This window comes from Methylophilus sp. YYY-1 (assembly GCF_029132825.1).
Classification (GTDB): Bacteria; Pseudomonadota; Gammaproteobacteria; order Burkholderiales; family Methylophilaceae; genus Methylophilus; species Methylophilus glucosoxydans.
This window is the reverse complement of the sequence record NZ_WOVG01000001.1, coordinates 1127329-1148439: the sequence shown is the minus strand read 5'-3', so window position 1 is coordinate 1148439 and position 21111 is coordinate 1127329. Positions and strand designations below refer to the sequence as shown.

The following is a 21111-nucleotide window of genomic DNA, read 5'->3' as shown; positions in this document are numbered from 1 at the left end:
GCTGTCATTTTTGTTGACTTTATAAATGATAATCATTATCATTTAATCTCAACCAGCTAAAGGAGGCTTGTGATGAAACGTCAAACTGTTGTGGGTAAAACCATGCTGGCCGGCAACACCGCATGCAAAGTACTTTATCACCAGTCATCAGACATGGTGGAGCTCGAAGTGGGCGGGACCACGCTCAAGTTTGAAGCAGACAGCTTTATTGTGATTAATGAAATGTTGCGCAAGGCGGCGGCACGGATTGTGATGCAGACCGAGATTGCGATGACGGTTTAGAGAGGAGAACACACCATGCAAACCATGACTATGCCTGCCATGCGGTATGACCCCAGCTTGCCCGATGCCGAGTCTGTGATGGCCTCGCTGCTGTATGTGGCGACGTTATATATCAAAAAACCCACCTATGACCTGGCCAAACAGGCGTTGCGGCTGGCTGAAACATTGGCTGCGCCAGAATACGCGGATTCCGACCTGATATGTCACGTGTCGCGCCGCATGTGCGTGCACTGGACCCTGCTGGTTAATGAACATGAGCAGGCCAGCCCGGCACTGGCGACCAGCTAAGCGCGCGCTTTTGGTGCTGCTGGATGAATTCTGATCGACGAATGGTAGAAAGAAAACATGATGTGTAAAAGAATATTATTGTCCGGCCAAAGCGGGTTTCGCGTGCACTATTGTGAAACCCACCGTACGATTGAACTGGAAATAGGTGCCATGAGTTTGCGGCTTGATGAAGACGCGCTGGCGGTGATGAATGATGCGCTCTCTGAGTCACTCAGTAAACTACAGGCGTTACAAGCGTCTCAAGGATCATTTCGCGCCTTTATGCGCCAGCTCAATATGCCTGACTAGGCGGCTATCCCTGGCGGCAATAAAAAAGCTGTGATGAATGTCATCACAGCTTTTTTGTTTGGGCGAGAGTCCCGTGTGTGCTTAGCCAGGGATTTTGGCAGAAACGTTTTTAGTCAAATTGCTCAATGTTTTGTTGAGCCCATCAAAGTCATCATTAGACAGGCCGGTATCGCAGGCCACGCGCTTTTGCACGGTTGACAGTTTGCTACGCAAGGCTTGACCTTCTTCAGTCAGGCTGACAATCACTACGCGCTCATCATCTTTCTGGCGGGTACGCTTGGTCAGTTTTTTGACTTCCAGTCGTTTGACCACAGGCGTAATCGTGGCAGGCTCCAGTAATAGCTTCTCTGCAATTTCTTTAATCGAGAGCTGTTTGTATTGCCACAAGGCGACCAGAACCAGATATTGCGGATAAGTCAGATTTAACTTATCAAGGTCAGGCTTATAAGACCGCAATAAGGCATGAGTAGCGGAATACAACGAAAAACATAATTGATTTTCTAAGTATAAATTTGGCATAGTTAAAATTATATTGTCATTAATATGTATAAAGACAATTACAGCACCATTTATCGAGGGTGTCCATAGTTGTCGTCTAGGAGTATGTAACTAATGTTACATAATAATCGTTAAATCTTATCGTAGTGAGCTTACAGCAGCCTTGCAATGCGCCTCAATTGAAACCCTCTGAAACACTCTTTCTGGGCTAAAATAAAGGCCATGAAATTTCTTATGTTGCATTTGTGATCGTTTGTCTGCCTGATGTTGCCCTCTGTCACCTTTCTTGACCTCGAAACCACCGGGGCCACACCACTCAAAGACCGGATTACCGAAATTGCGCTGGTGCGCTTTGACCACGGCGTTGAAACGGCACGTTGGCAAACACTGATCAACCCGCAACAGCCTATCCCGCCGTTTATTCAATCGCTGACAGGCATCAATGACGGCATGGTGGCCGAGGCGCCAACGTTTGCCGAGGTTGCAGACACCTTGCTTGCTTTTCTCGAGGGCACGGTGTTGGCGGCACACAATGTACGCTTTGATCATGGGTTCTTAAAGACCGAATTCAAGCGCATAGGCATCACCTTGCGGCAAAAAGTATTGTGTACGGTCAAGCTGTCACGATTGCTTTATCCGCAACATTATAGTCATGGCATAGATGCGATTGTGGCACGCCACCAGATCACTGGCCTGGCCAGACACCGCGCCATGGGCGATGTGGAGGCGATACTGTTCATGCTCAACGATGCGCGTCGAGAGCTTGGCGAAGACGCTGTGAAAGCTGCCGCGCTTAAACTCATGTCAGCCCCAACCCTGCCACCGCATATCGATGCCAGCCTGGTCGGCGAGTTGCCTGAGGCGCCGGGTGTCTACCTGTTTTATGGCGAGAATGACTTGCCCCTGTATATCGGTAAAAGTGTCAATCTGCGCGCACGCGTGCTGTCGCATTTTAGCAGCGATCATGCCTCCACCAAGGAGATGCGCATGACGCAGGAGATGAAGCGTTTTGAATGGATCGCGACCGCCGGTGAGTTCAGTGCCTTGTTGCTGGAGTCGCGGCTGGTCAAGGAGCGACAGCCCATTTATAACCGTCAGCTTCGCCGCGAACGCTCTTTATGCAGCTGGCAGATTGATCCGGCCGCGCAACCTTTAGTCAGGCTGGTGCATGAGGATGAGATTGATCCTAGCCAGATGTCCCAGTTGTTTGGCACCTTTAGAAGCAAGCGCCAGGCTGTGGAAACCTTGCGCAAGATTGCTGAACTCAGTCATTTATGTGTCAAGGCCCTGGGGCTGGAACCCGGCCGCAGCGGGCCTTGTTTTGCCTTTCAGCTCAGGCGCTGCAAAGGCGTATGTTGTGGTCAGGAATCGCCAGAAATGCATGCTCTGCGCGTACAACAGGCGCTCATGGCACACAAGCTGAAAGTCTGGCCCTATCGTGGCAAGATTGGCATTGAGGAATATGACCTGGAGCATGGTCTGCGTCAGATTCATGTGTTTGAGCACTGGGTCTATCTGGGCGTGGCAGAAGACGATGAAAGTTTAAATGCCTTGCGTGCGCAAACCACAGCGCTCAAGTTTGATCTGGATAGTTACAAACTGCTACTGAAAATGCTGGCGCATAAAAAGACCCGCGTACTCGATTTGGCTGACTAAAGGAGGGTAGGTCAGCCATGGTACGCGGGCAAGGGGCGCTGTCCGGTCAGGGCTGGTAGAAGGTGCTTTCCGTGCTGACTTTTTCGCCGCTGGATAAGGCAGTCACTTCTATCTGGATGCGCTGGCTGCCACGTTGGTTGCCGGCAGGGGCCAGCAGGCTCATCGGCACCAGGACTTCCTCCGTCGGTTGCGCAGTCAGTGTTTGCTCACTTTCGATCTGCAAGCCATCCAGACCAATTGCACGTAATTGATAGCTTTCGCGGTGCTCGGTGGCATTGGTCAGGTGCAGCTGGTAAGCGTTTTCGATGCCCTGGTTGGTTTCTCGGTATAGGATGTTGCGGTCGCGCATGATATCGACCTTGAAATCCGGTTTGTGTAGCAAGCCGTATCCCAGCCAGGCGATCATCAACACAAATAAACTGCTGTAAATCAGTACGCGCGGACGCAATAAATGGGAACTGAGCGCGTGCTGGTCTGTGGCGCCGGCCGCAGAAAAACGAATCAGGTCACGCGGATAGTGCATTTTGTCCATCACGTCATTGCAGGCATCAATACACAAGCCGCAACTGATGCATTCATACTGCAGTCCATTGCGGATATCAATGCCTACCGGGCACACCTGTACGCAGATACTGCAATCGATGCAAGCGCCCAGTCCCTGTGACTGGTAGTCCTGACTCTTGGCGCGGTGACCGCGCGGTTCGCCACGCGCACTGTCATAGGCGACGATCAGGGTGTGGTTATCAAACATCGCACTCTGAAAGCGCGCATAGGGGCACATATGTTTGCATACCTGTTCGCGCAAGAAGCCTGCGTTGCCATAGGTCGCCAGGCTGTAAAAGCCAAGCCAGAAGCAGGACCAGCCACCCAACTGCCATTGCGTGAGGTCAGTGACAAGCTCGCGGATGGGCGTAAAGTAACCGACAAAACTCAAGCCGGTGATGAGTGAAAAGCCGAGCCAGACCGAGTGTTTACTTAATTTGAGGCCAGTTTTGCGTAGCCCCCAGGGTTGGGCATCCAGCTTTTGCCTGGCCAGGCGGTCGCCTTCTATGCGGCGTTCCATCCATAAGAAAATTTCGGTATACACCGACTGCGGGCAAGAAAAGCCACACCAGAGCCGGCCTGCCACCGCTGTAAACAAAAATAATCCGACCGCACAAATGATCAGTAGCATGGCCAGATAAAACAGGTCCTGTGGAAAGATCACCAGGCCAAACAGATAAAAGCGATGCGTATCAATATCGAGCAAGAACGCCTGGCGACCGCCATATTGCAGCCAGGGCAAACCGTAAAACACCAGTTGTGTGGCCCAGATCATGAACCAGCGCCAGTTTTTAAAATAGCCGCTGACACTGCGCGGGTAGACTTTGCTGGTTTTCTGATACAGCGAAATCGTTTGTTCGCTGGCAGGGGCAGCCACAATCGGGATCACGGGTTTGCTACGGGAAGCGGTCATACAGGCACTCTATCTTGATGAAGACGTGTGTAGTGTAGAGGGCGGGATTAATTTAAAACAGATTCAGTTTTTAAATAAAAAACCATATCAGATTGGCTGGGTTGTTCGTTGGCTATTGCATCCACTGCCCCAGAGTCTCTATCGCCTGCCTGTGCTCTGCATTGAGCGGGTGGCCATAGTTCAGACGCACATATCCGGCATATTGCTGTTGCGAGGAAAACAAGTGTCCAGGGGCGAGGCTGATATTATGCTGGATGGCTTGCTGAAACAACCCGAGGCTATCCTGATGGCCGGGCAGTTGCAGCCATAAGAAATAGCCGCCTTGCGGCAGGGTGTAGCGCACCTCAGCAGGAAAGGATTGATGAATGGCTTGGGTGAACTGCAGTTGTTGCAACATAAGCTGGTGACGCAGTTGGCGCAAGTGTTTGTCGTAACCGCCTTTCGCCAGATAGCTGGCCAGGGCCAGCTGTGCCGGAATCGAGGTCGCCAGGGTCGTGGAGAGTTTAAGGCGCGTGATGGTTTCGCTGAAGCGCCCGGCGGAAACCCAGCCGACGCGGTATCCGGGCGCGAGCGATTTTGAAAATGAACTGCAATGCATGACCCAGCCGTCGTTGTCCCAAGTCTTGGCCGGTAAAGGCCGCTGTTTGCCAAAATACAATTCGCGGTAGACGTCATCCTCAATCAGCGGTAACCGGTGACGGGTAATCAGGGCCACCAGCGCCTGTTTTTTCGGCTCCGGCATCAGGCTGCCGGTCGGGTTCTGAAAATTGGTCATGAGCCAGCACGCTTTGGGGTGATGCTGAAGGATTGCTTGCTCAAGTGCCACCAGGTCTATGCCCAGCTCAGGGTCACTAGGCACTTCGATGGCTTTCAGCCCCATGCGCTCGATGGCTTGCAACGCGGCATAAAAACTGGGCGATTCGATGATCACGCTATCGCCCGGTTGCGTGACCGCGGCCAGGCATAAGTTCAGTGCTTCCATGGCGCCATTGGTCACCACGATCTCATGCGGATCCGTCGGTTTGCCGTCCAGTTGGTAGCGTAATGCAATCTGCCGCCGCAGCTCGACATCGCCTTGGCCGATATCACTGACGGTCAGTTGTGGCTGCATGCGGCGCACTGTGCTGGCCATATGATCGGCCAGTCTGGCGAGCGGGAACAGGGACGGGCTGGGGAACGCCGAGCCAAACGGGATTTGTTGCGGGTCTTTGATACGCTCCAGCAACGTGAACACCAGGTCACTGACTTGCAGTTTGGTCGGGTGGCTGGCATTGTGAGCTGCTTGTGGCAGCAGGCGCTCGCTGCGTAACGGTCCCGCCACATAGTAACCAGAGCGCGGGCGCGTCACAATCAGGCCGCGGGCCTCCAGCAGATAATATGCCTGAAACACGGTCGAAGCATTCACCTGTTTGCTGGCCTGGATGTGCCGGATAGAAGGCAGTTTGTCTCCCCGCTTGAGCAAGCCTTGCTGAATCGCACTGGCGATCTCTTCGGCAATCATTTCGTATTTTTTCAAGCCATGGTCCTGACAGGGAGGTTATCTGATATGGTCAATTTAAAGCAAACTGCCTCTGTGATGCAACCAGCGTAGGCGTTAAGCTTGGCCTTTTCAGCAGGCGGCAGGACGAATGACTGACACAGGGAAAATTAATACGGGGGTTGAGCAAATGACTCAGCACAACAAAAAGCTGTACGGCGTCACATTGAGAGATGGTCAGTCGTTACAGCTTGCCGTGCAAGATATGTTTACCGTGCAATTAATGCAACACAGCCGGGTTCTGCTCAATGTGCGATTTCAGCCTTTGAGCTCGCTGAATAATCTGGAAATACAACCGGTGTATCGGGTGGCGGACATGCAAATGGACAAGCAGATAAATCCCGTGCTGGAAGAGGAGTTGCTCATGTGCGTGTTTGCAGTCTACCGCTATTACACACGTGGCAGTATTCGTCCCTGGCGATCTAGGGTAAACTAGCCCCCTTTGGTGCCAGCGCTGGCTACCATCCACCGTTCCTGCACGCGATTGAAATGATGCATAAATATATTTGCATTCCCGAATAAATTGCGTATAATTGCGGGTTCTTTAAAAGGCGATGTTTAAGGCATTATTATGTACGCAGTGATTAAAACAGGTGGCAAACAGTACAAAGTAGCCGCTGGTGACAAAGTAAAAGTTGAGAAATTGACTGGCGACGTTGGCTCCACAGTAGTGATCGACAAAGTGTTGTTGATTGCAGACGGCGAGACAACTACGATTGGTGCACCGTTGGTAGCTGGTGCAAAAGTGAATGCCACAGTGGTTTCACATGGCCGTGGTGACAAAGTGATGATCTTCAAAATGCGTCGTCGTAAGCACTACCGCAAGACGCAAGGTCATCGTCAGAGCTACACAGAAATTCAAATCGACACTATTTCAGCAAAATAAGCACGTTCTGCTTGAGTAGAGCAGATTGCTAGAATAAGGAATCAAACATGGCACACAAAAAAGCAGGCGGTAGTTCACGTAACGGTCGCGACTCACAAGCCAAACGCCTGGGCGTTAAAGCCTTCGGTGAAACAGTTGTCAACGCTGGTAGCATCATCGTGCGTCAGCGCGGGACTAAAATGCACGCTGGTGAAAACGTTGGCATGGGCAAAGACCACACCCTGTATGCACTGGTAGAAGGCAAAGTAAAATTTGCTGTAAAAGGCGCGTTGAAGCGTCATACCGTGAGCATCGAAGCGGTCTAATCGCACTTTTATGAAAAAAGCCCTGTCGCTTGACGGGGCTTTTTACTTTATAGTTATCAGATTGTAGCCTTGTATGGTTGTGCGCTGGATTGTCCGCGCGCAGTGAGAAATTTTAAGATGCAGTGCAAGGCGCACGGTAGGCCCAAGCTTGCAATACACACAGGTTTTGAGCACCGAGTTACGCAGTAATGCGCTTAAAGGCAAATTGAATCATGAAGTTTATTGACGAAGCGACCATCAAAGTCTACGCCGGTGACGGCGGCAACGGTGTTGCCACGTTCCGCCGTGAGAAATACGAGCCTATGGGCGGTCCGAATGGCGGTGACGGTGGCCGTGGTGGTTCCATCTTTGTCATTGCAGACCGCAATATCAATACCCTGGTCGATTACCGTTATACGCGGACCTTCAAGGCCGAGCGTGGCGAAAACGGCAGCGGTTCCGATTGCTATGGCAAGGGGGGCGACGACATGATACTGCGTGTGCCTGTCGGTACGACCATCAGCGATAAGGCGACCGGCCAGATGATGGTGGACTTGAATACTGATGGCCAGAAAGTGCTGATTGCCAAAGGCGGCAATGGCGGTCTGGGGAATATCCATTTTAAAACCAGTACCAACCGTTCTCCACGTCAATGCACCAAGGGTGAGCCTGGTGAAGCTTTTGAGTTATATTTCGAGCTGAAAGTATTGGCCGATGTGGGCTTGCTGGGGATGCCTAATGCCGGTAAGTCGACGTTTATTCGCTCGGTGTCTGCCGCCAAGCCCAAGGTCGCCGATTATCCTTTTACCACATTGCACCCTAACCTCGGCGTGGTGCGGGTCGATAGCAATCGCAGCTTTGTGATTGCCGATGTGCCTGGCCTGATTGAGGGCGCGGCGGAGGGGGCAGGACTGGGACATCAGTTCCTGCGTCATTTGCAACGCACCTCCTTGCTGTTGCATCTGGTCGATATTGCGCCGTTTGATGAGAGCGTCGATCCGGTGCAAGAAGCCAAGGCCATCGTCAACGAGTTGAAAAAATACGATCAAGAACTTTACGACAAACCCCGCTGGCTGGTGTTGAATAAGATTGATATGCTGGAAGACAGTGCGCAAAAAGTGGCTGACTTTATTAAAGCCTATGGCTGGGATGGACCGGTATTCCCTATCTCCGCCATTAGCGGTGTTGGTTGTCAGGCCTTGACCTATGCCATCATGGATCATATAGACCAGACGCGTGCGCAACGTGATCTTGAAGAGACTCCCGTCCAACCGATCACAGAATAAGTTTTATGAGCGTTTCACTCATACAAGACAGTAAAACCCTGATCGTCAAGGTGGGTTCCAGCCTGGTGACTAACAATGGTCAGGGCCTGGATAAGACGGCGATTGCCGCTTGGGCACAGCAAATCAGTGCCTTGGTCAAGCAGGGCAAACAAGTTGTGCTGGTCTCCAGTGGTGCGGTTGCCGAAGGTATGCAGCGACTGGGCTGGAAAAAACGCCCGGTAGAGGTTAATGAGCTGCAGGCCGCTGCGGCCGTTGGTCAAATGGGCCTAGTGCAGATGTATGAACAATGCTTTGCGCAACACGGGTTGCACACGGCGCAATTGCTGCTCACCCACGAAGATCTGGCCGACCGCAAGCGCTACCTCAATGCGCGCTCCACCTTGCGCACACTGCTAGACCTCAATGTCATCCCGATTATCAATGAAAACGATACGGTGGTGACCGAAGAAATCCGTTTCGGCGATAACGACACCCTGGGTGCGCTGGTGGCGAATCTGATTGAAGCAGATGCGCTGATCATCCTGACTGATCAAAAAGGCCTGTATTCCGCCGATCCGCGTAAAGACCCGAATGCCGTGTTTATCAATTTTGAAACCGCAGGCAATCCTGCGCTCGAAAGCATGGCAGGCGGCGCAGGCAGCTCAGTGGGTACTGGCGGCATGTTAACCAAGATATTGGCCGCCAAGCGTGCCGCCAATAGTGGCGCACATACCGTGATTGCTTCAGGGCGCGAGCCGGAAGTGCTGGTACGCTTGAGTCAGGGCGAGGCGATTGGGACGCACCTGCAAGCCGTGAGAATGAAAACGCTGGCTAAAAAGCAATGGCTGGCGGATCATCTGCGCGTGGGTGGTAAATTGGTGCTGGATGACGGCGCGGTGAATGTCCTGACCAAAGAGGGTAAAAGCTTGCTGCCGATTGGCGTGGTGGATGTGCTGGGCCAATTTGAGCGCGGCGATGTGGTGGCTTGCGTCGATGCTGCGGGTAAGGAATGGGCACGCGGCATTGTCAATTACAATGCCAATGAAGTACGACGGATTAAACGTAAGCCCAGTAGTGAAATAGAAAGCGTGCTGGGGTATGTGGAAGAAAAAGAATTGATACACCGGGACAATCTGGTGTTGTTATAAGCAAACGTAGCTGGCTGCAGAAGCCAGCTACGCATGACAAATGAACACATTGATTAAAAGGTAACGGGATGAGTAAACCTTTGGTAGCCATTATTATGGGGTCGGACAGTGACTGGCCGGTGATGAAAAATGCCGCACAAATGCTGGCAGACTTTGGTGTCGCTTATGAAGCGCGTGTGGTCTCTGCCCATCGTACGCCAGACCTGATGTTCAAGTTTGCCGAGTCTGCCGCAGGCAATGGCTTTCAGGTGATTATTGCCGGGGCGGGGGGCGCCGCACATTTGCCTGGCATGGTTGCAGCAAAAACCACCTTGCCAGTGTTGGGTGTGCCTGTACCTTCCAAGCATCTGCAAGGGCAAGACTCCCTGTTGTCCATCGTGCAAATGCCCAAGGGCATCCCGGTAGCGACATTTGCCATTGGCGATGCCGGTGCGGCCAATGCCGGTTTGTTTGCGGTGGCGATGCTGGCCAATCAAGATCCGGCGTTAGCAGAAAAATTAACTACCTTCCGCAAAAAACAAGCTGAAAAAGTGCATGCAATGGAGTTGAGCGAAAAACCATGACATCATCCGTGATTCAACCTCCTGCCATGTTGGGCATGTTAGGCGGCGGCCAGCTGGGTCGCTTTTTTGTGATCGCAGCGCACGAGATGGGCTATAAAGTCACTGTGCTGGACCCGGACCAGAACAGTCCGGCAGGCATGATTGCCGATGTGCATTTATGTGCAGCCTATGACAATGCGGCCGCGCTGAAAACCATGGCGGAAACCTGCCAGGCCATCTCTACCGAATTTGAAAATGTGCCGGCCGAGACGCTGGCTACCTTGGCTAAGTCTACCGTCGTGCATCCGAGCGCGGATGCTGTGGCGATTGCCCAGCATCGTGTGAAAGAAAAAACCTTCTTTAAAGAAGCTGGCTTGCCGGTGGGTCCGTTTGTGCCGGTGATGGCGGAGAGCGACTTGCCTGCGGATGGCGAGATGTATCCTGCCGTGCTCAAAGTGGCGCGCTTCGGTTACGATGGCAAAGGTCAGGCGCGTGTTGCCAACCGTGAGCAAGCGGTCGCTGCCTTTCAGGGCTTTAAGCAAGAAGTCTGCGTGCTGGAGAAAATGCTGCCTTTGGACCTGGAAGTGTCTGTTGTGCTGGCGCGCGATGCGCACGGCCACATTGCAGCTTTCCCCACGGCAGAAAACAGCCATTTGAATGGTATTCTTGATGTGAGTATCGCCCCGGCGCGCTGTTCTGAAGTGATCAAAGCCAATGCGCAAGAGCTGGCCAAAAAACTGGCGACCAAACTCAACTATGTCGGCGTGCTGGGGGTGGAGTTCTTTGTGGTCGGCAACCAGTTGCTGGTGAATGAGATTGCGCCACGCCCTCACAATTCTGGTCATTACACCCTTGATGCCTGTGTCACCAATCAGTTTGAACAGCAAGTGCGCGTGATCACCGGCCAAGCCTTGGGCAGTCCGCGCTTGCATAGCGATGCGGTCATGGTGAATATCCTGGGCGATAGCTGGCTGTACAGTGGTAAACAGGTAGAGCCAGCTTGGGATAAAGCCTTTGCCCACGGCAACCTCAAAATGCATTTGTATGGCAAGCATGAGCCGCGCAAAGGCCGCAAAATGGGACATTTCACGGTGATTGGCGATGATGCGCAGGCCGTGCTGAATGCCGCTAAAGTGGCGCGTAGCGAGTTACATATTGGTGAATAAGTGTTTGCCAATGCCACCAAAAAGCCCGGTTATCCGGGCTTTTTTTCGCTCTGAAGCAGGCAGGCTACGAAAGGTTTGCCTGCACCTGTTTTCTAAATTCAAGCGGTGCAGCAATTTGGTCAAACGTTTCTTTGGTGCCGCCTGTGCCTGTGACGGTAATCGTCCCAAAGCCTAACACTCTGCCGAGGATGCTTTGATTGACGCCTATGCCTTCCACCTTATGGAGCAATACTTCCAGCGAGTGGCGTCTGATAAAGCCAATCTTGATCAGCACGCGTTTGTTGGTAATGGCAAATTCAGAGGTCTTGTAGCGGATATAGCTGCTGATGCCACTGATCAGGGCCAGCAACAAGCCGAGCAGGCTGATCGCCCATAATAGCTGGTTGGATTGTGCCAAGCGCAGATTAAATGCGCACGCCAACACGCTCAACAATAAGTAGATGAAGGTATTCAGGAAAATAATCCAGTGCATCTGCGCGCGGTAAATCACCACTTCATTCTCAAGCAAGTTTTTGTCAATAAAACTCAAAGGGCTCTCCTGAGCAAAGATTGCATTTTTAGCTGTGATCATAACAGCAACAGCGGTTTGGATAATGCGCTAGATCATCGTAATCAATAGATCAAGGCAATAAAAAAGCCGGACATCAGTCCGGCTTTTCTAGTATGCACCCCTACTGAAATTATTCAGCGGCTTTTTTCGCGCGAGGCTTGGCAGCTTTTTTAGCTGGTGCAGCTTCGGCTTTAGGGGCTGCTGCTTTTTTCACAGAAACCAAAGTTGCAGGTGCGTCACCGGACAATGCTTTGATTGCTGCAGTCAAACGGCTCTTGTGACGAGCAGCTTTGTTTTTGTGAATGATTTTTTTGTCAGCGATACGGTCGATCACGCTGACATTTTCTTGGTAAGAAGCCACAGCAGCAGCTTTGTCACCAGATTGAATCGCTTTGATTACTTTTTTGATCGCAGTACGCAAAGTTGAACGTAACGCAGCGTTGTGCGCGTTAACTTTGACGGATTGGCGCGCGCGTTTGCGAGCTTGTGCGGTATTTGCCATATTCGTTTTATCCTGTAACTTTCAAAAGGGGTGTGATACGAAACCGTGCATCATACTGTTTTCGCTTTGTTTTTGCAAGATAAAAACGCATTTTCCTCGACTGCGGATGCCTGCATGGTAAAATCGGCCAAATTTTTAATCAGTCAGCCGTTCGTTGGGAGCGGCTCACGGTCAAAAAAATAAACCAGGGCCTGTATTTTCCACCATTTATGAATTTGCTCAAAGCATTGGCCACCGTGGGTGGCATGACCTTTATTTCGCGCCTGCTGGGATTTGTGCGTGACACCTTGATTGCCCGTATTTTTGGCGCGGGGATGGCCACCGATGCTTTTTTTGTCGCTTTCAAGATTCCTAATCTATTACGCCGGATCTCGGGCGAAGGTGCGTTTAGTCAGGCCTTCGTGCCTATCCTTTCCGAATATCGCAAGCAACGCACGCCAGAAGCGACCCGGGCCTTGATCAATCATGTTGCCAGTTTGCTGGGCCTGTTTCTGGTCGGGATCACCATTGTGGGCATGCTGGCAGCACCGCTGATCGTGCGGCTGACCTCGCCTGGGTTTGTGAGCGACCCGGCCAAATTCGCACTCACCACGGAGCTGTTGCGCATTACCTTTCCTTATATCCTGTTTATCTCGCTGGTTTCGATGGCGGGGGGCGTGTTGAATGCCTTCAGCAAGTTTCAGGTGCCCGCATTTACGCCGGTCTGGCTCAATTTGAGTTTTATCACCGCTGCGATTTTTATTGCCCCGCATTTTCACAACTCGGTGTATGTACTGGCTTGGGCCGTGTTTGTCGGCGGGATTATTCAGTTGCTGTATCAACTGCCTTACCTGCAACAGATAGGCATGTTGCCGCGCTACGAACTGAATTTGCAAGATGAAGGCGTACGCCGCATCCTCAAGCTCATGGGGCCCGCGATTTTTGGCGTTTCTGTCGCGCAAATTTCGATTGTGTTGAATAACATTTTTGCCTCATTCATGCCCACAGGCAGTGTGTCCTGGCTGTATTACGCTGACCGTCTCATGGAGTTCCCGACCGGGGTGCTGGGCGTGGCATTGGGCACGATTTTGTTGCCCAGCTTATCCAAGGCGCATGTAGATAAATCCGGCGCCGAGTTTTCGCAATTGCTGGACTGGGGCCTGCGCCTCACCTTTATGCTGGCCATTCCGGCGGCTGTGGCGATGGCCGTGCTGTCCAAACCATTGGTGGCGAGTCTATTTTATTACGGCAAATTCACACCGGTCGATGTGGCGCAAACCGAGCGCGCCCTGATTGCGTATAGCCTAAGCCTGCTGGGCCTGATTATGGTCAAGGTACTGGCCCCTGGCTTTTATGCACGCCAAAATGTCAAAACGCCAGTCAAAATTGCGGTTTTTACCTTGGTGATGACCCAAATTCTCAATGTGGGCTTTTTGCTGTTTACCTCATTGCAGCATGCCGGGCTGGCGCTGGCTGTGGGCTTGGGCGCTTGCCTGAATGCGACCATGCTGTGGGTTATGTTGCAAAAAAGTGGTGCGTTCGAGCCGCAGCCAGGGTGGGGCCGCTTTCTGTTTAAGCTGCTCGTTGCGGTCACCCTGATGGCCTTGGCATTGCACGCCGCAGATCGTTGGGTGGGGGATTGGTTAGCCATGCCTGCCTTGACGCGCATGCTGCATCTGGCAGGTGTGGTAGTTTTGGGTATGGCGGTTTATTTTTCAGCCTTAGGTTTGCTAGGCTTTAGGCCTCAACATTTTATGAAGCGGGTGGCCAAATAATGCAAATATTTCGTCATTTTCCAGCGGCTCAAACGCCGCAGGCGATTGCCATCGGTAATTTTGATGGCATGCATTTAGGGCATCAGGCCTTGCTGAGGCAGCTGATTGCCTACACGCAAACCTACAAGATAACGCCAGCGGTCATGACCTTTGAGCCGCATCCACGTGAATTTTTTACACCACAAAATGCCCCCGCGCGTTTGGCCTCCATGCGCGAAAAGCTGGAGTATTTTGCCGAGTGTGGTGTGCAGCATGTCTATGTGCAGCGCTTTAACCAGGCGTTTGCCGGGCAGAGCCCAACCGCTTTTATGCAAGTGCTGCGCGAGCAACTCAACGCCAATGTGGTGATGGTGGGCGAGGACTTCTGTTTTGGGTCCAGGCGGGCGGGCAGTGTGCAAACCCTGATTGAGCACGGGTTTAATGTGATTCCCTTACCAGAAGTGCAGCTGCAAGGTGAGCGTGTGTCGAGCACCTTGGTGCGCGATGCGCTGGCGGCTGGCGAGTTGCTCAAAGCGCAGGCCTTGCTGGGACGGCCTTACAGCATCAGTGGCAAGGTCGTCCATGGCGCCAAGCTGGGGCGGCAACTGGGGTTCCCCACTGCCAATGTCCATATGCGCCACGAACGGCCTGCACTGACAGGGGTTTATGCGGTAAAATTGAACAATTTACCGGCTGTTGCCAATTTGGGCAATCGCCCGACGCTGGAAGGCATCCCCAAGCTTAAACTCGAAGTGCATGTGTTTGATTTTAATGGTGATCTTTACGATCAACATGTGCAGGTGCAGTTTTTTCACAAACTGCGCGACGAGCAAAAGTTTGCCGGACTAGATGCGTTAAAAGCGCAGATTGCGCTGGATGCCTTGCAGGCAAAGCAATATTTTACCGCCGATGAACGCGGATAAACGCCGATAGCCTTCTATATTTTGATAGAGGGTTTTATCGGCGTGCATCTGCGTTGATCGGCGGTTAACTCATGGATTTTTAAATGACCGACCAAAGCAAAGATTCAAAATATAAACTGAATTTACCTGAAACCAGCTTTCCCATGCGTGGCGATTTGTCCAAGCGCGAACCCGCCTGGTTAAAAAGCTGGCAAGAGCGTAAGGTCTACGAGCGTATCCGCGCCAAGCGCAAAGGTGCGCCAGCGTTCATCCTGCATGACGGCCCGCCCTATGCCAACGGCGATATTCACATTGGTCACGCCGTCAATAAAATCCTCAAGGACATCATCATCAAGGCCAAAACCATGAGTGGTTTTGACGCGCCTTATGTGCCAGGCTGGGATTGCCACGGCCTACCCATTGAGTTGGTGGTCGAGAAAAACCATGGCAAAAATATAGACCCGGCCAAGTTCCGCGAGCTGTGCCGCGCCTATGCCGCCGAGCAGGTCGAGAAACAGAAAAAAGACTTTATTCGCCTGGGGGTGCTGGGCGATTGGGATCACCCATATCTGACCATGGCGTTTAATACCGAGGCCGATATCATGCGTGCCTTGGGCGAAATCTACCAGAATGGCTATTTGTACCAGGGTTCCAAGCCCGTCCACTGGTGTGTGGACTGCGGTTCTGCCTTGGCTGAAGCTGAGGTGGAGTACGAGGATGTCAATTCGCCTGCGATTGATGTGGGCTTCAAGGTTGTGGATAACGCCGCTTTAGCGAAGGCCTTTGGCTTGGACAAAGTTGAAGGTGATGTTTATGCAGTGATTTGGACAACGACACCATGGACTTTACCTGCTAACCAAGCGGTTAGTGTTAATGCAAATCTTGAATATTCATTGGTAAAATCCTCTAAAGGAAACCTAATTATTGCATCTGAATTACTCGAAAAGACTCTTTCACGATATGAGGTTTCTGATGCAAGCGTTATTGGAAAAACTCTCGGTAGAGTTTTATGTGGTCTACCTCCTGATCCAGAGTACAGGGGGGTGCATGGCTACAATCAATTAACGTTAAAACACCCTTTTGATAATCGTGAAGTACCAGTTATCTATGGTGACCACGTGACGACTGATGCAGGTACAGGTCTAGTGCATACGGCCGCTGCGCACGGTAACGATGACTGGCTGGTTATGCGTGCCAACTTCCCTAACGAGAAACCACTTGTATTGATTGGTGGCGATGGCAAATTTTTTAGCAGTGAACTGGTTGAGCTGGCCGATATCCGTGGATTAAGCCGCCAAGATGCGAATAAAGTTATTCTGGCGAAATTGCAGGAAAACGGCGTGCTGTTTGCCTCTGCCCGTTTGAACCACAGCTTCCCACATTGCTGGCGTCATAAAACGCCGCTCATGCAACTGGCGACGCACCAGTGGTTTATCGGTATGAATTCGGTAGGCAAAGATGGCAAAGCTTTGCGTGAGCATGCCAACACAGCGGTAGACGCGACCCAATTCTTCCCGAGCTGGGGCCGTGCACGCCTGGAGGCGATGATAAAAAACCGCCCAGACTGGTGTGTGTCTCGCCAGCGTAACTGGGGCGTGCCTATGCCGTTCTTTGTGCATAAAGAAACCGGTGAGCCACATCCACAGACCATGCAGTTGCTGGAAACCGTGTGCAAACAGGTGGAGCAGCAGGGCATCGAGGCCTGGTTCAGCCTGGATGGTGCCGCTTTCCTTGCGCAGCATGCGCCTGAAAATGCCGAGCAATACAAAAAAGTCACGGATACGCTGGACGTGTGGTTTGACTCTGGGGCGACACATTACGCGGTGGTGCGTTCAGCGCATCATGCTAGCCTATCTGCGGCAGCTAACCAGCGTGAGGCTGAACACCAGCCAGTGGCTGACTTGTACCTGGAAGGTTCAGACCAGCACCGCGGCTGGTTTCAGTCCAGCTTGCTGACAGGTTGCGCCATTGACGGCAACGCGCCTTACAAGGCTCTGCTCACGCATGGTTTTGTGGTGGATGGCGCTGGTCACAAAATGAGTAAGTCCAAAGGTAACGTGGTGGCGCCGCAAAAGGTCATGGACACCTATGGTGCCGATATTTTGCGCTTGTGGGTGGCCTCAACCGACTACTCAGGTGAGCTGACCATCAGTGACGAGATCCTCAAGCGTGTGGCCGATGGCTATCGCCGTATCCGCAATACCTTGCGCTTTTTGCTATCCAATCTGGCTGACTTTGATGCCAGCAAAGACTTGTTGCCGGTTGATCAGTGGCTGGAAATTGACCGTTACGCGCTGCATCTGACCCATCAATTGCAAACGGGTATTCTGGCCGATTACGACAAATACGAATTCCATCTGGCCGTACAGAAATTTGTGAGTTTCTGTTCTGAAGACTTGGGCGGTTTCTACCTCGATATCCTCAAAGACCGTTTGTACACCAGCGGTGAAACCTCGCATGCGCGACGTGCGGCTCAGAGCGCCCTGCATCACATCACGCATGCCATGATGCGCTTGATGGCGCCAATCTTGAGCTTTACTGCTGATGAAATTTGGCAGACCTTAGGGCTGGATGCTGTGGCAACCGTATTTGAAGAAGACTGGTATGCATTGCCAGCCCATGGCTTGAGTGACACGCAATTACAGCACTGGCAAACTGTTATTGCCTTGCGTGCACAAGCTGCCAAGGAGATTGAAGTGTTGCGTGGCGAAGGCAAGGTGGGTTCTTCATTGCAAGCCGAGCTCGAGTTTCATGTTGCCAGCGAGGCATTTGAAGCCCTGAGCAGCCTGCAGGATGACTTGCGCTTTGTCATGATCACCTCCAGTGCGACCACCTATAAAGTGGCCGATGCGTCAGCGCAGAAAATCCTGGTAAAGCCGAGCGCACACCAGAAGTGCGACCGCTGCTGGCATTACCGTGCGGATGTCGGCATTGATCTCGCACACCCGACCCTGTGCGGTCGTTGTGTAAGCAACCTGTTTGGCAAAGGTGAAGTGCGCAACTATGCCTAATGTTCGCTCGGCTCTGCCATGGCTGGTGTTAAGCGCCATTGTCATCGCGCTTGATCTCTACACCAAGCATCTGATTCAGCGCATGTTTGTCTATGGCGAGCATTTGCCCGTCACCGGTTTTTTTGATCTGGTGCGTTACCACAACACCGGCGCAGCCTTTAGCTTTTTGGCCAATGCCGGTGGCTGGCAGCATGGCTTTTTTACGGCGGTCTCGACGCTGGCTTCTGCCGTGATGGTGTATTTGCTGGTCAAACATCCGCAGAAAAAGTTATTCTGTTTGGGGCTGGCGCTGGTGTTGGGCGGCGCCTTGGGCAATCTCTATGATCGCCTCACGCTCGGCTATGTGGTGGACTTTTTGCTGTTTTATTATCAGCAATGGGCCTGGCCTGCGTTTAATGTGGCAGACAGTGCCATTTGCGTCGGTGTGGGCATGTTGATGCTGGATAGTTTTAAACAACCCACGGCCTCCTGAAACCGCGTTCTGCAGTCAGGTGAACGCGCGTTCTGGTGACTTGCGATGAGTGAGACAGCGATGGATGGGTTAGAGTATACGTTTAGCGATGTGATCAGGCTTTGGCAAGGCAGCAAAAGCACCTGGCATTACGTCAGCTTGCCGCAAGACATCTCTGACGAAATTCATACCCTTAGCCAATACCATCAAACCAAACGCCGCGGCTGGGGGGCGGTCAAGGTCACTGCGAGTATCACTTCCAGCCGCGCCCCATCTATTCCAGCCCCAGCCTTGACGTGGCAAACCTCGATTTTTCCGGCATTTGATCACAAGCGCTATGTCTTGTTTTTAAAGGCAGAAATTCGCAAGCAGGCGAGTGTGCGGGAAGGTGATGCCGTGACTATACAGCTCAAACTGCAGTTTTAAGCCTTAGGCTGACAGCGTCAAAGATTAAGCGCTCAGCGTTTGTGTCTTGGCCGCGACTAACAGGGGCGGAATGCCTTGGATATCCATTGGGCGGCCCAGCAGAAAGCCCTGTATGCAATCGCAACCGATCTTGCGTAGAAACTCAAGCTGCGCTTCGGTTTCAATGCCTTCTACCACAACGGACAAGCCCAGAATGCCGGCTGTTTTGATAATGGTGCTGACAATTTCGCTGTCGGCGCTGCTTTCCGGCACATCAATCATAAAGGCACGGTCAATTTTGAGTTCATCCAGGGGCAGGTGTTTGAGTTTAAACAGCGATGAGTTGCCTACACCAAAATCATCGAGCGACAGGCGCACGCCAATAGCCTTGAATTGTTTTAAGGTTTCCAGCGCCTGTTCTTCATGTTCAAAGACGGCACTTTCGGTGATTTCCAGGGTCAGCAAGCGGGCCGGCAGGTGATAGCGTTGTAGTTGCCCGGCAATGCGGAGTGGCAAGCTATGGTCACGGAATTGCCGCGGGGAGATGTTAATTGAAAGGCCCACCTCATGACCACTGTCTTTAACCAGCTTGGCCCAATGCTTGAATGCTTCTGCAATAATCCATTCGCCCATGGGTAAAATCAGGCCAGACTGTTCGGCGTAGGGGATAAATTCAGCCGGGGAGACCACCTCTCCCTTATTGGTTTTCCAGCGGATGAGCGCCTCAATATTGCAGATGACCGGTTGTTGTTTGCCCAGGCTGAAAATCGGTTGAAACTGCAAAAAGAATTCTTGTTTTTTGATGGCTTTGCGCAGTTGCACGTCGAGCTTGAAGCGGTTTTGGGCCAGTCGGGTATGTTCTTTGCAATAGAATAAATACGGATGTTGGGTGCCGTGCTTGGCATGCGCAAGTGCGGTGTTGGCATTGCGTGCCAGCTGCTCTGCATCTTCTGCATCACGCGGAAACAGGCTGATGCCGATATAAGCATCCAGAATCAATTCATGTCCTTCAATCAGCACGGGCTTATGCACAATTCTGCATAAATTGTTTGCCAGATGAACCAGTTCGGCATCGGTTTTCCGCGAGGTAATCAAGGCAAATTTGTCGCCATGCACACGGCCTAACTCGCCAGATTCGTGCGTGATATATTGCAGGCGCTGTGCGATCTCCAGTAAATACAAGTCGCCGGTATGGTGGCCGAAGCTGTCGTTAATGCTTTGAAAGTGCTTTAAATCAATCATAAGCAGGGCGACGGTGTCGCTGGCATCGGCTGCCGTGATGATGGCGTGTTCTAGCAGGGTGTGTATGGCCAGCCGGTTGGGAAGCCGCGTGAGCGGGTCGTTGCGCGACAACTGCTGGAACTGGCGTTCTTTTTCGGCCAGCAGGTTTTCGGCGAGTAGCAGTTTTTCACTCTCACGCAGCAAGATACTTTGCCGCAGGGCCGAGAACACCAGGATCATCATGACTGAGCCGATGGCAATGTAATAGGCATAGGGGTGCGGGCCGCTTTGCCACCAGATGAGCGCCAGTGTACACATGCTAAAAATAAAGGTAATGGCTGGAATCAAGCCGCGAACGCGTCTGCATTGCCTGTGATAAGACACGCGCTTGGCAATGCGGACTTGCCAGCCATACAGCCCGCTGCCGATCAACAGGTCTGCCGCTGAAAAACCGTAATTGGTCCAGAGGCTAGTTTGAGGCACGTGGTTGAGTGAGTTCAGGTTCCATTGCATCCAGCATGCGCCCAGCAAGGTCAACCCCGCGCTGAGCATAAGCCAGGGCATCATCCATGCCGGTCGCAGGTATGGGATCAATAGCAGGGAAACCAGCGCAGCACTGAGTAAACTGGCAGGGTAGGCACTGAGCACGGCCAGCTGTAGTGGGCTGACTTCGGACGATTGTGGCAAATATAAAATTAGGATGTAGCTGAGAACAGCAATGCTGAATGAAATGGTGTCAATCGAGAATGCCCAGGTTTTGGCCGCAGAAAGCTGGCTGCGTAAGGCGGTGATAAAGCCGATGATGAGGCATACGCCCATGAGGGGGTAAAAAATATCGGACTGGGCGGGGAAATTGGTTTGTTTGGTGAGGACTTCAAATATCCAGAGCACGCCGCCGGTAAAATAGGCCAAGGTACCAAACACAAACCAGCGTTTACAGGGGCGGTGTGAGAGATGGCTGCGGTAATAACCCAGTAGCGCCAGAATCAGGCAGGCCGCATTGGTGACAAACCAGTGCACATTATCCAGCCATAACATTT

General features: G+C 52.2%; 22 protein-coding genes. 16 read left to right on the top strand and 6 right to left on the bottom strand.

All coding sequences use genetic code 11. The features are described from left to right. Positions 1 to 72 precede the first annotated feature (72 nt). The 3 genes from GOC95_RS05470 to GOC95_RS05460 are packed head-to-tail and all read left to right on the top strand — an operon-like array spanning position 73 to position 858. Positions 73 to 282 (top strand): hypothetical protein, encoded by a 210-nt coding sequence (locus GOC95_RS05470; RefSeq protein ID WP_194748602.1) that lies wholly within the window; start codon positions 73 to 75, stop codon positions 280 to 282. Positions 283 to 297: 15 nt separating this feature from the next. Continuing rightward, a complete protein-coding gene (locus GOC95_RS05465) occupies positions 298 to 570 on the top strand; it encodes a hypothetical protein (RefSeq protein WP_275356208.1) in 273 nt (90 codons plus the stop codon). A gap of 60 nt (positions 571 to 630) precedes the next feature. Next, positions 631 to 858, top strand: coding sequence for a hypothetical protein (locus GOC95_RS05460; protein ID WP_275356207.1), 228 nt, complete (start codon positions 631 to 633; stop codon positions 856 to 858). Between the two features lie 81 nt (positions 859 to 939). On the opposite strand, the gene GOC95_RS05455 is transcribed toward GOC95_RS05460, so the two are convergent. Next, positions 940 to 1314: a MarR family transcriptional regulator gene (locus GOC95_RS05455; protein WP_228518828.1), complete on the bottom strand. Its 375-nt coding sequence runs from the start codon at positions 1312 to 1314 to the stop codon at positions 940 to 942. A gap of 306 nt (positions 1315 to 1620) precedes the next feature. Between GOC95_RS05455 and GOC95_RS05450 the strand changes: the two genes are divergently transcribed. Then, a complete protein-coding gene (locus tag GOC95_RS05450) occupies positions 1621 to 3012 on the top strand; it encodes a 3'-5' exonuclease family protein (protein ID WP_275356206.1) in 1392 nt (463 codons plus the stop codon). Positions 3013 to 3058: 46 nt separating this feature from the next. Here the strand turns inward: GOC95_RS05450 and ccoG are convergent, their stop codons facing one another. Together ccoG and GOC95_RS05440 are read right to left on the bottom strand one after the other, a co-directional pair. Continuing rightward, the gene (gene ccoG, locus GOC95_RS05445; protein ID WP_275356205.1) at positions 3059 to 4468 is read right to left on the bottom strand and encodes a cytochrome c oxidase accessory protein CcoG; all 1410 of its coding nucleotides are present in this window, start codon (positions 4466 to 4468) and stop codon (positions 3059 to 3061) included. A 112-nt stretch (positions 4469 to 4580) separates the two neighbouring features. Continuing rightward, positions 4581 to 5984, bottom strand: coding sequence for a PLP-dependent aminotransferase family protein (locus GOC95_RS05440; RefSeq protein WP_275356204.1), 1404 nt, complete (start codon positions 5982 to 5984; stop codon positions 4581 to 4583). Positions 5985 to 6096: 112 nt separating this feature from the next. On the opposite strand from GOC95_RS05440, the gene GOC95_RS05435 reads away from it, so the two are divergent. From GOC95_RS05435 to GOC95_RS05405, 7 genes are all read left to right on the top strand, one after another. Continuing rightward, positions 6097 to 6441: a hypothetical protein gene (locus GOC95_RS05435; protein WP_275356203.1), complete on the top strand. Its 345-nt coding sequence runs from the start codon at positions 6097 to 6099 to the stop codon at positions 6439 to 6441. A gap of 135 nt (positions 6442 to 6576) precedes the next feature. Further along, on the top strand, positions 6577 to 6891 hold the full coding sequence (gene rplU / locus GOC95_RS05430) for a 50S ribosomal protein L21 (RefSeq protein ID WP_018986099.1): 315 nt from the start codon (positions 6577 to 6579) through the stop codon (positions 6889 to 6891). A 47-nt stretch (positions 6892 to 6938) separates the two neighbouring features. After that, positions 6939 to 7196 carry a 50S ribosomal protein L27 gene (gene rpmA / locus GOC95_RS05425; RefSeq protein WP_049637894.1) on the top strand — a complete coding sequence of 86 codons (258 nt, stop codon included), beginning with the start codon at positions 6939 to 6941 and terminating at the stop codon, positions 7194 to 7196. A 212-nt stretch (positions 7197 to 7408) separates the two neighbouring features. Continuing rightward, positions 7409 to 8461, top strand: coding sequence for an Obg family GTPase CgtA (gene cgtA, locus GOC95_RS05420; protein ID WP_275356202.1), 1053 nt, complete (start codon positions 7409 to 7411; stop codon positions 8459 to 8461). A 5-nt stretch (positions 8462 to 8466) separates the two neighbouring features. Beyond that, positions 8467 to 9588: a glutamate 5-kinase gene (gene proB, locus GOC95_RS05415; protein WP_275356201.1), complete on the top strand. Its 1122-nt coding sequence runs from the start codon at positions 8467 to 8469 to the stop codon at positions 9586 to 9588. A gap of 68 nt (positions 9589 to 9656) precedes the next feature. Next, positions 9657 to 10151, top strand: a complete 495-nt coding sequence (gene purE, locus GOC95_RS05410) for a 5-(carboxyamino)imidazole ribonucleotide mutase (protein ID WP_275356200.1) — start codon at positions 9657 to 9659, stop codon at positions 10149 to 10151. After that, positions 10148 to 11296, top strand: a complete 1149-nt coding sequence (locus GOC95_RS05405) for a 5-(carboxyamino)imidazole ribonucleotide synthase (protein ID WP_275356199.1) — start codon at positions 10148 to 10150, stop codon at positions 11294 to 11296. Before purE ends, GOC95_RS05405 begins: the two co-directional genes overlap by 4 nt. A gap of 64 nt (positions 11297 to 11360) precedes the next feature. Here GOC95_RS05405 and GOC95_RS05400 read toward each other — a convergent pair whose 3' ends face one another. Beyond that, on the bottom strand, positions 11361 to 11825 hold the full coding sequence (locus tag GOC95_RS05400; RefSeq protein WP_275356198.1) for a PH domain-containing protein: 465 nt from the start codon (positions 11823 to 11825) through the stop codon (positions 11361 to 11363). Between the two features lie 151 nt (positions 11826 to 11976). Beyond that, positions 11977 to 12348 (bottom strand): 30S ribosomal protein S20, encoded by a 372-nt coding sequence (gene rpsT, locus GOC95_RS05395; protein WP_194748589.1) that lies wholly within the window; start codon positions 12346 to 12348, stop codon positions 11977 to 11979. A gap of 209 nt (positions 12349 to 12557) precedes the next feature. On the opposite strand from rpsT, the gene murJ reads away from it, so the two are divergent. From murJ to GOC95_RS05370, 5 genes are all read left to right on the top strand, one after another. Beyond that, positions 12558 to 14102 carry a murein biosynthesis integral membrane protein MurJ gene (gene murJ, locus GOC95_RS05390; protein WP_275356197.1) on the top strand — a complete coding sequence of 515 codons (1545 nt, stop codon included), beginning with the start codon at positions 12558 to 12560 and terminating at the stop codon, positions 14100 to 14102. Beyond that, entirely contained in the window at positions 14102 to 15004 is a 903-nt protein-coding gene (locus GOC95_RS05385) for a bifunctional riboflavin kinase/FAD synthetase (RefSeq protein ID WP_275356196.1), read from the top strand. The genes murJ and GOC95_RS05385 overlap by 1 nt, the downstream gene beginning before the upstream one ends. An 83-nt stretch (positions 15005 to 15087) precedes the next feature. Then, positions 15088 to 17994: an isoleucine--tRNA ligase gene (gene ileS, locus GOC95_RS05380; RefSeq protein WP_275356195.1), complete on the top strand. Its 2907-nt coding sequence runs from the start codon at positions 15088 to 15090 to the stop codon at positions 17992 to 17994. Next, the gene (gene lspA, locus GOC95_RS05375) at positions 17987 to 18466 is read left to right on the top strand and encodes a signal peptidase II (protein WP_194748585.1); all 480 of its coding nucleotides are present in this window, start codon (positions 17987 to 17989) and stop codon (positions 18464 to 18466) included. Before ileS ends, lspA begins: the two co-directional genes overlap by 8 nt. Positions 18467 to 18511: 45 nt before the next feature. After that, positions 18512 to 18871, top strand: a complete 360-nt coding sequence (locus tag GOC95_RS05370) for a DUF1905 domain-containing protein (protein WP_275356194.1) — start codon at positions 18512 to 18514, stop codon at positions 18869 to 18871. 24 nt (positions 18872 to 18895) lie between these two features. On the opposite strand, the gene GOC95_RS05365 is transcribed toward GOC95_RS05370, so the two are convergent. After that, positions 18896 to 21109, bottom strand: coding sequence for a bifunctional diguanylate cyclase/phosphodiesterase (locus GOC95_RS05365; RefSeq protein WP_275356193.1), 2214 nt, complete (start codon positions 21107 to 21109; stop codon positions 18896 to 18898). Positions 21110 to 21111: the final 2 nt, after the last annotated feature.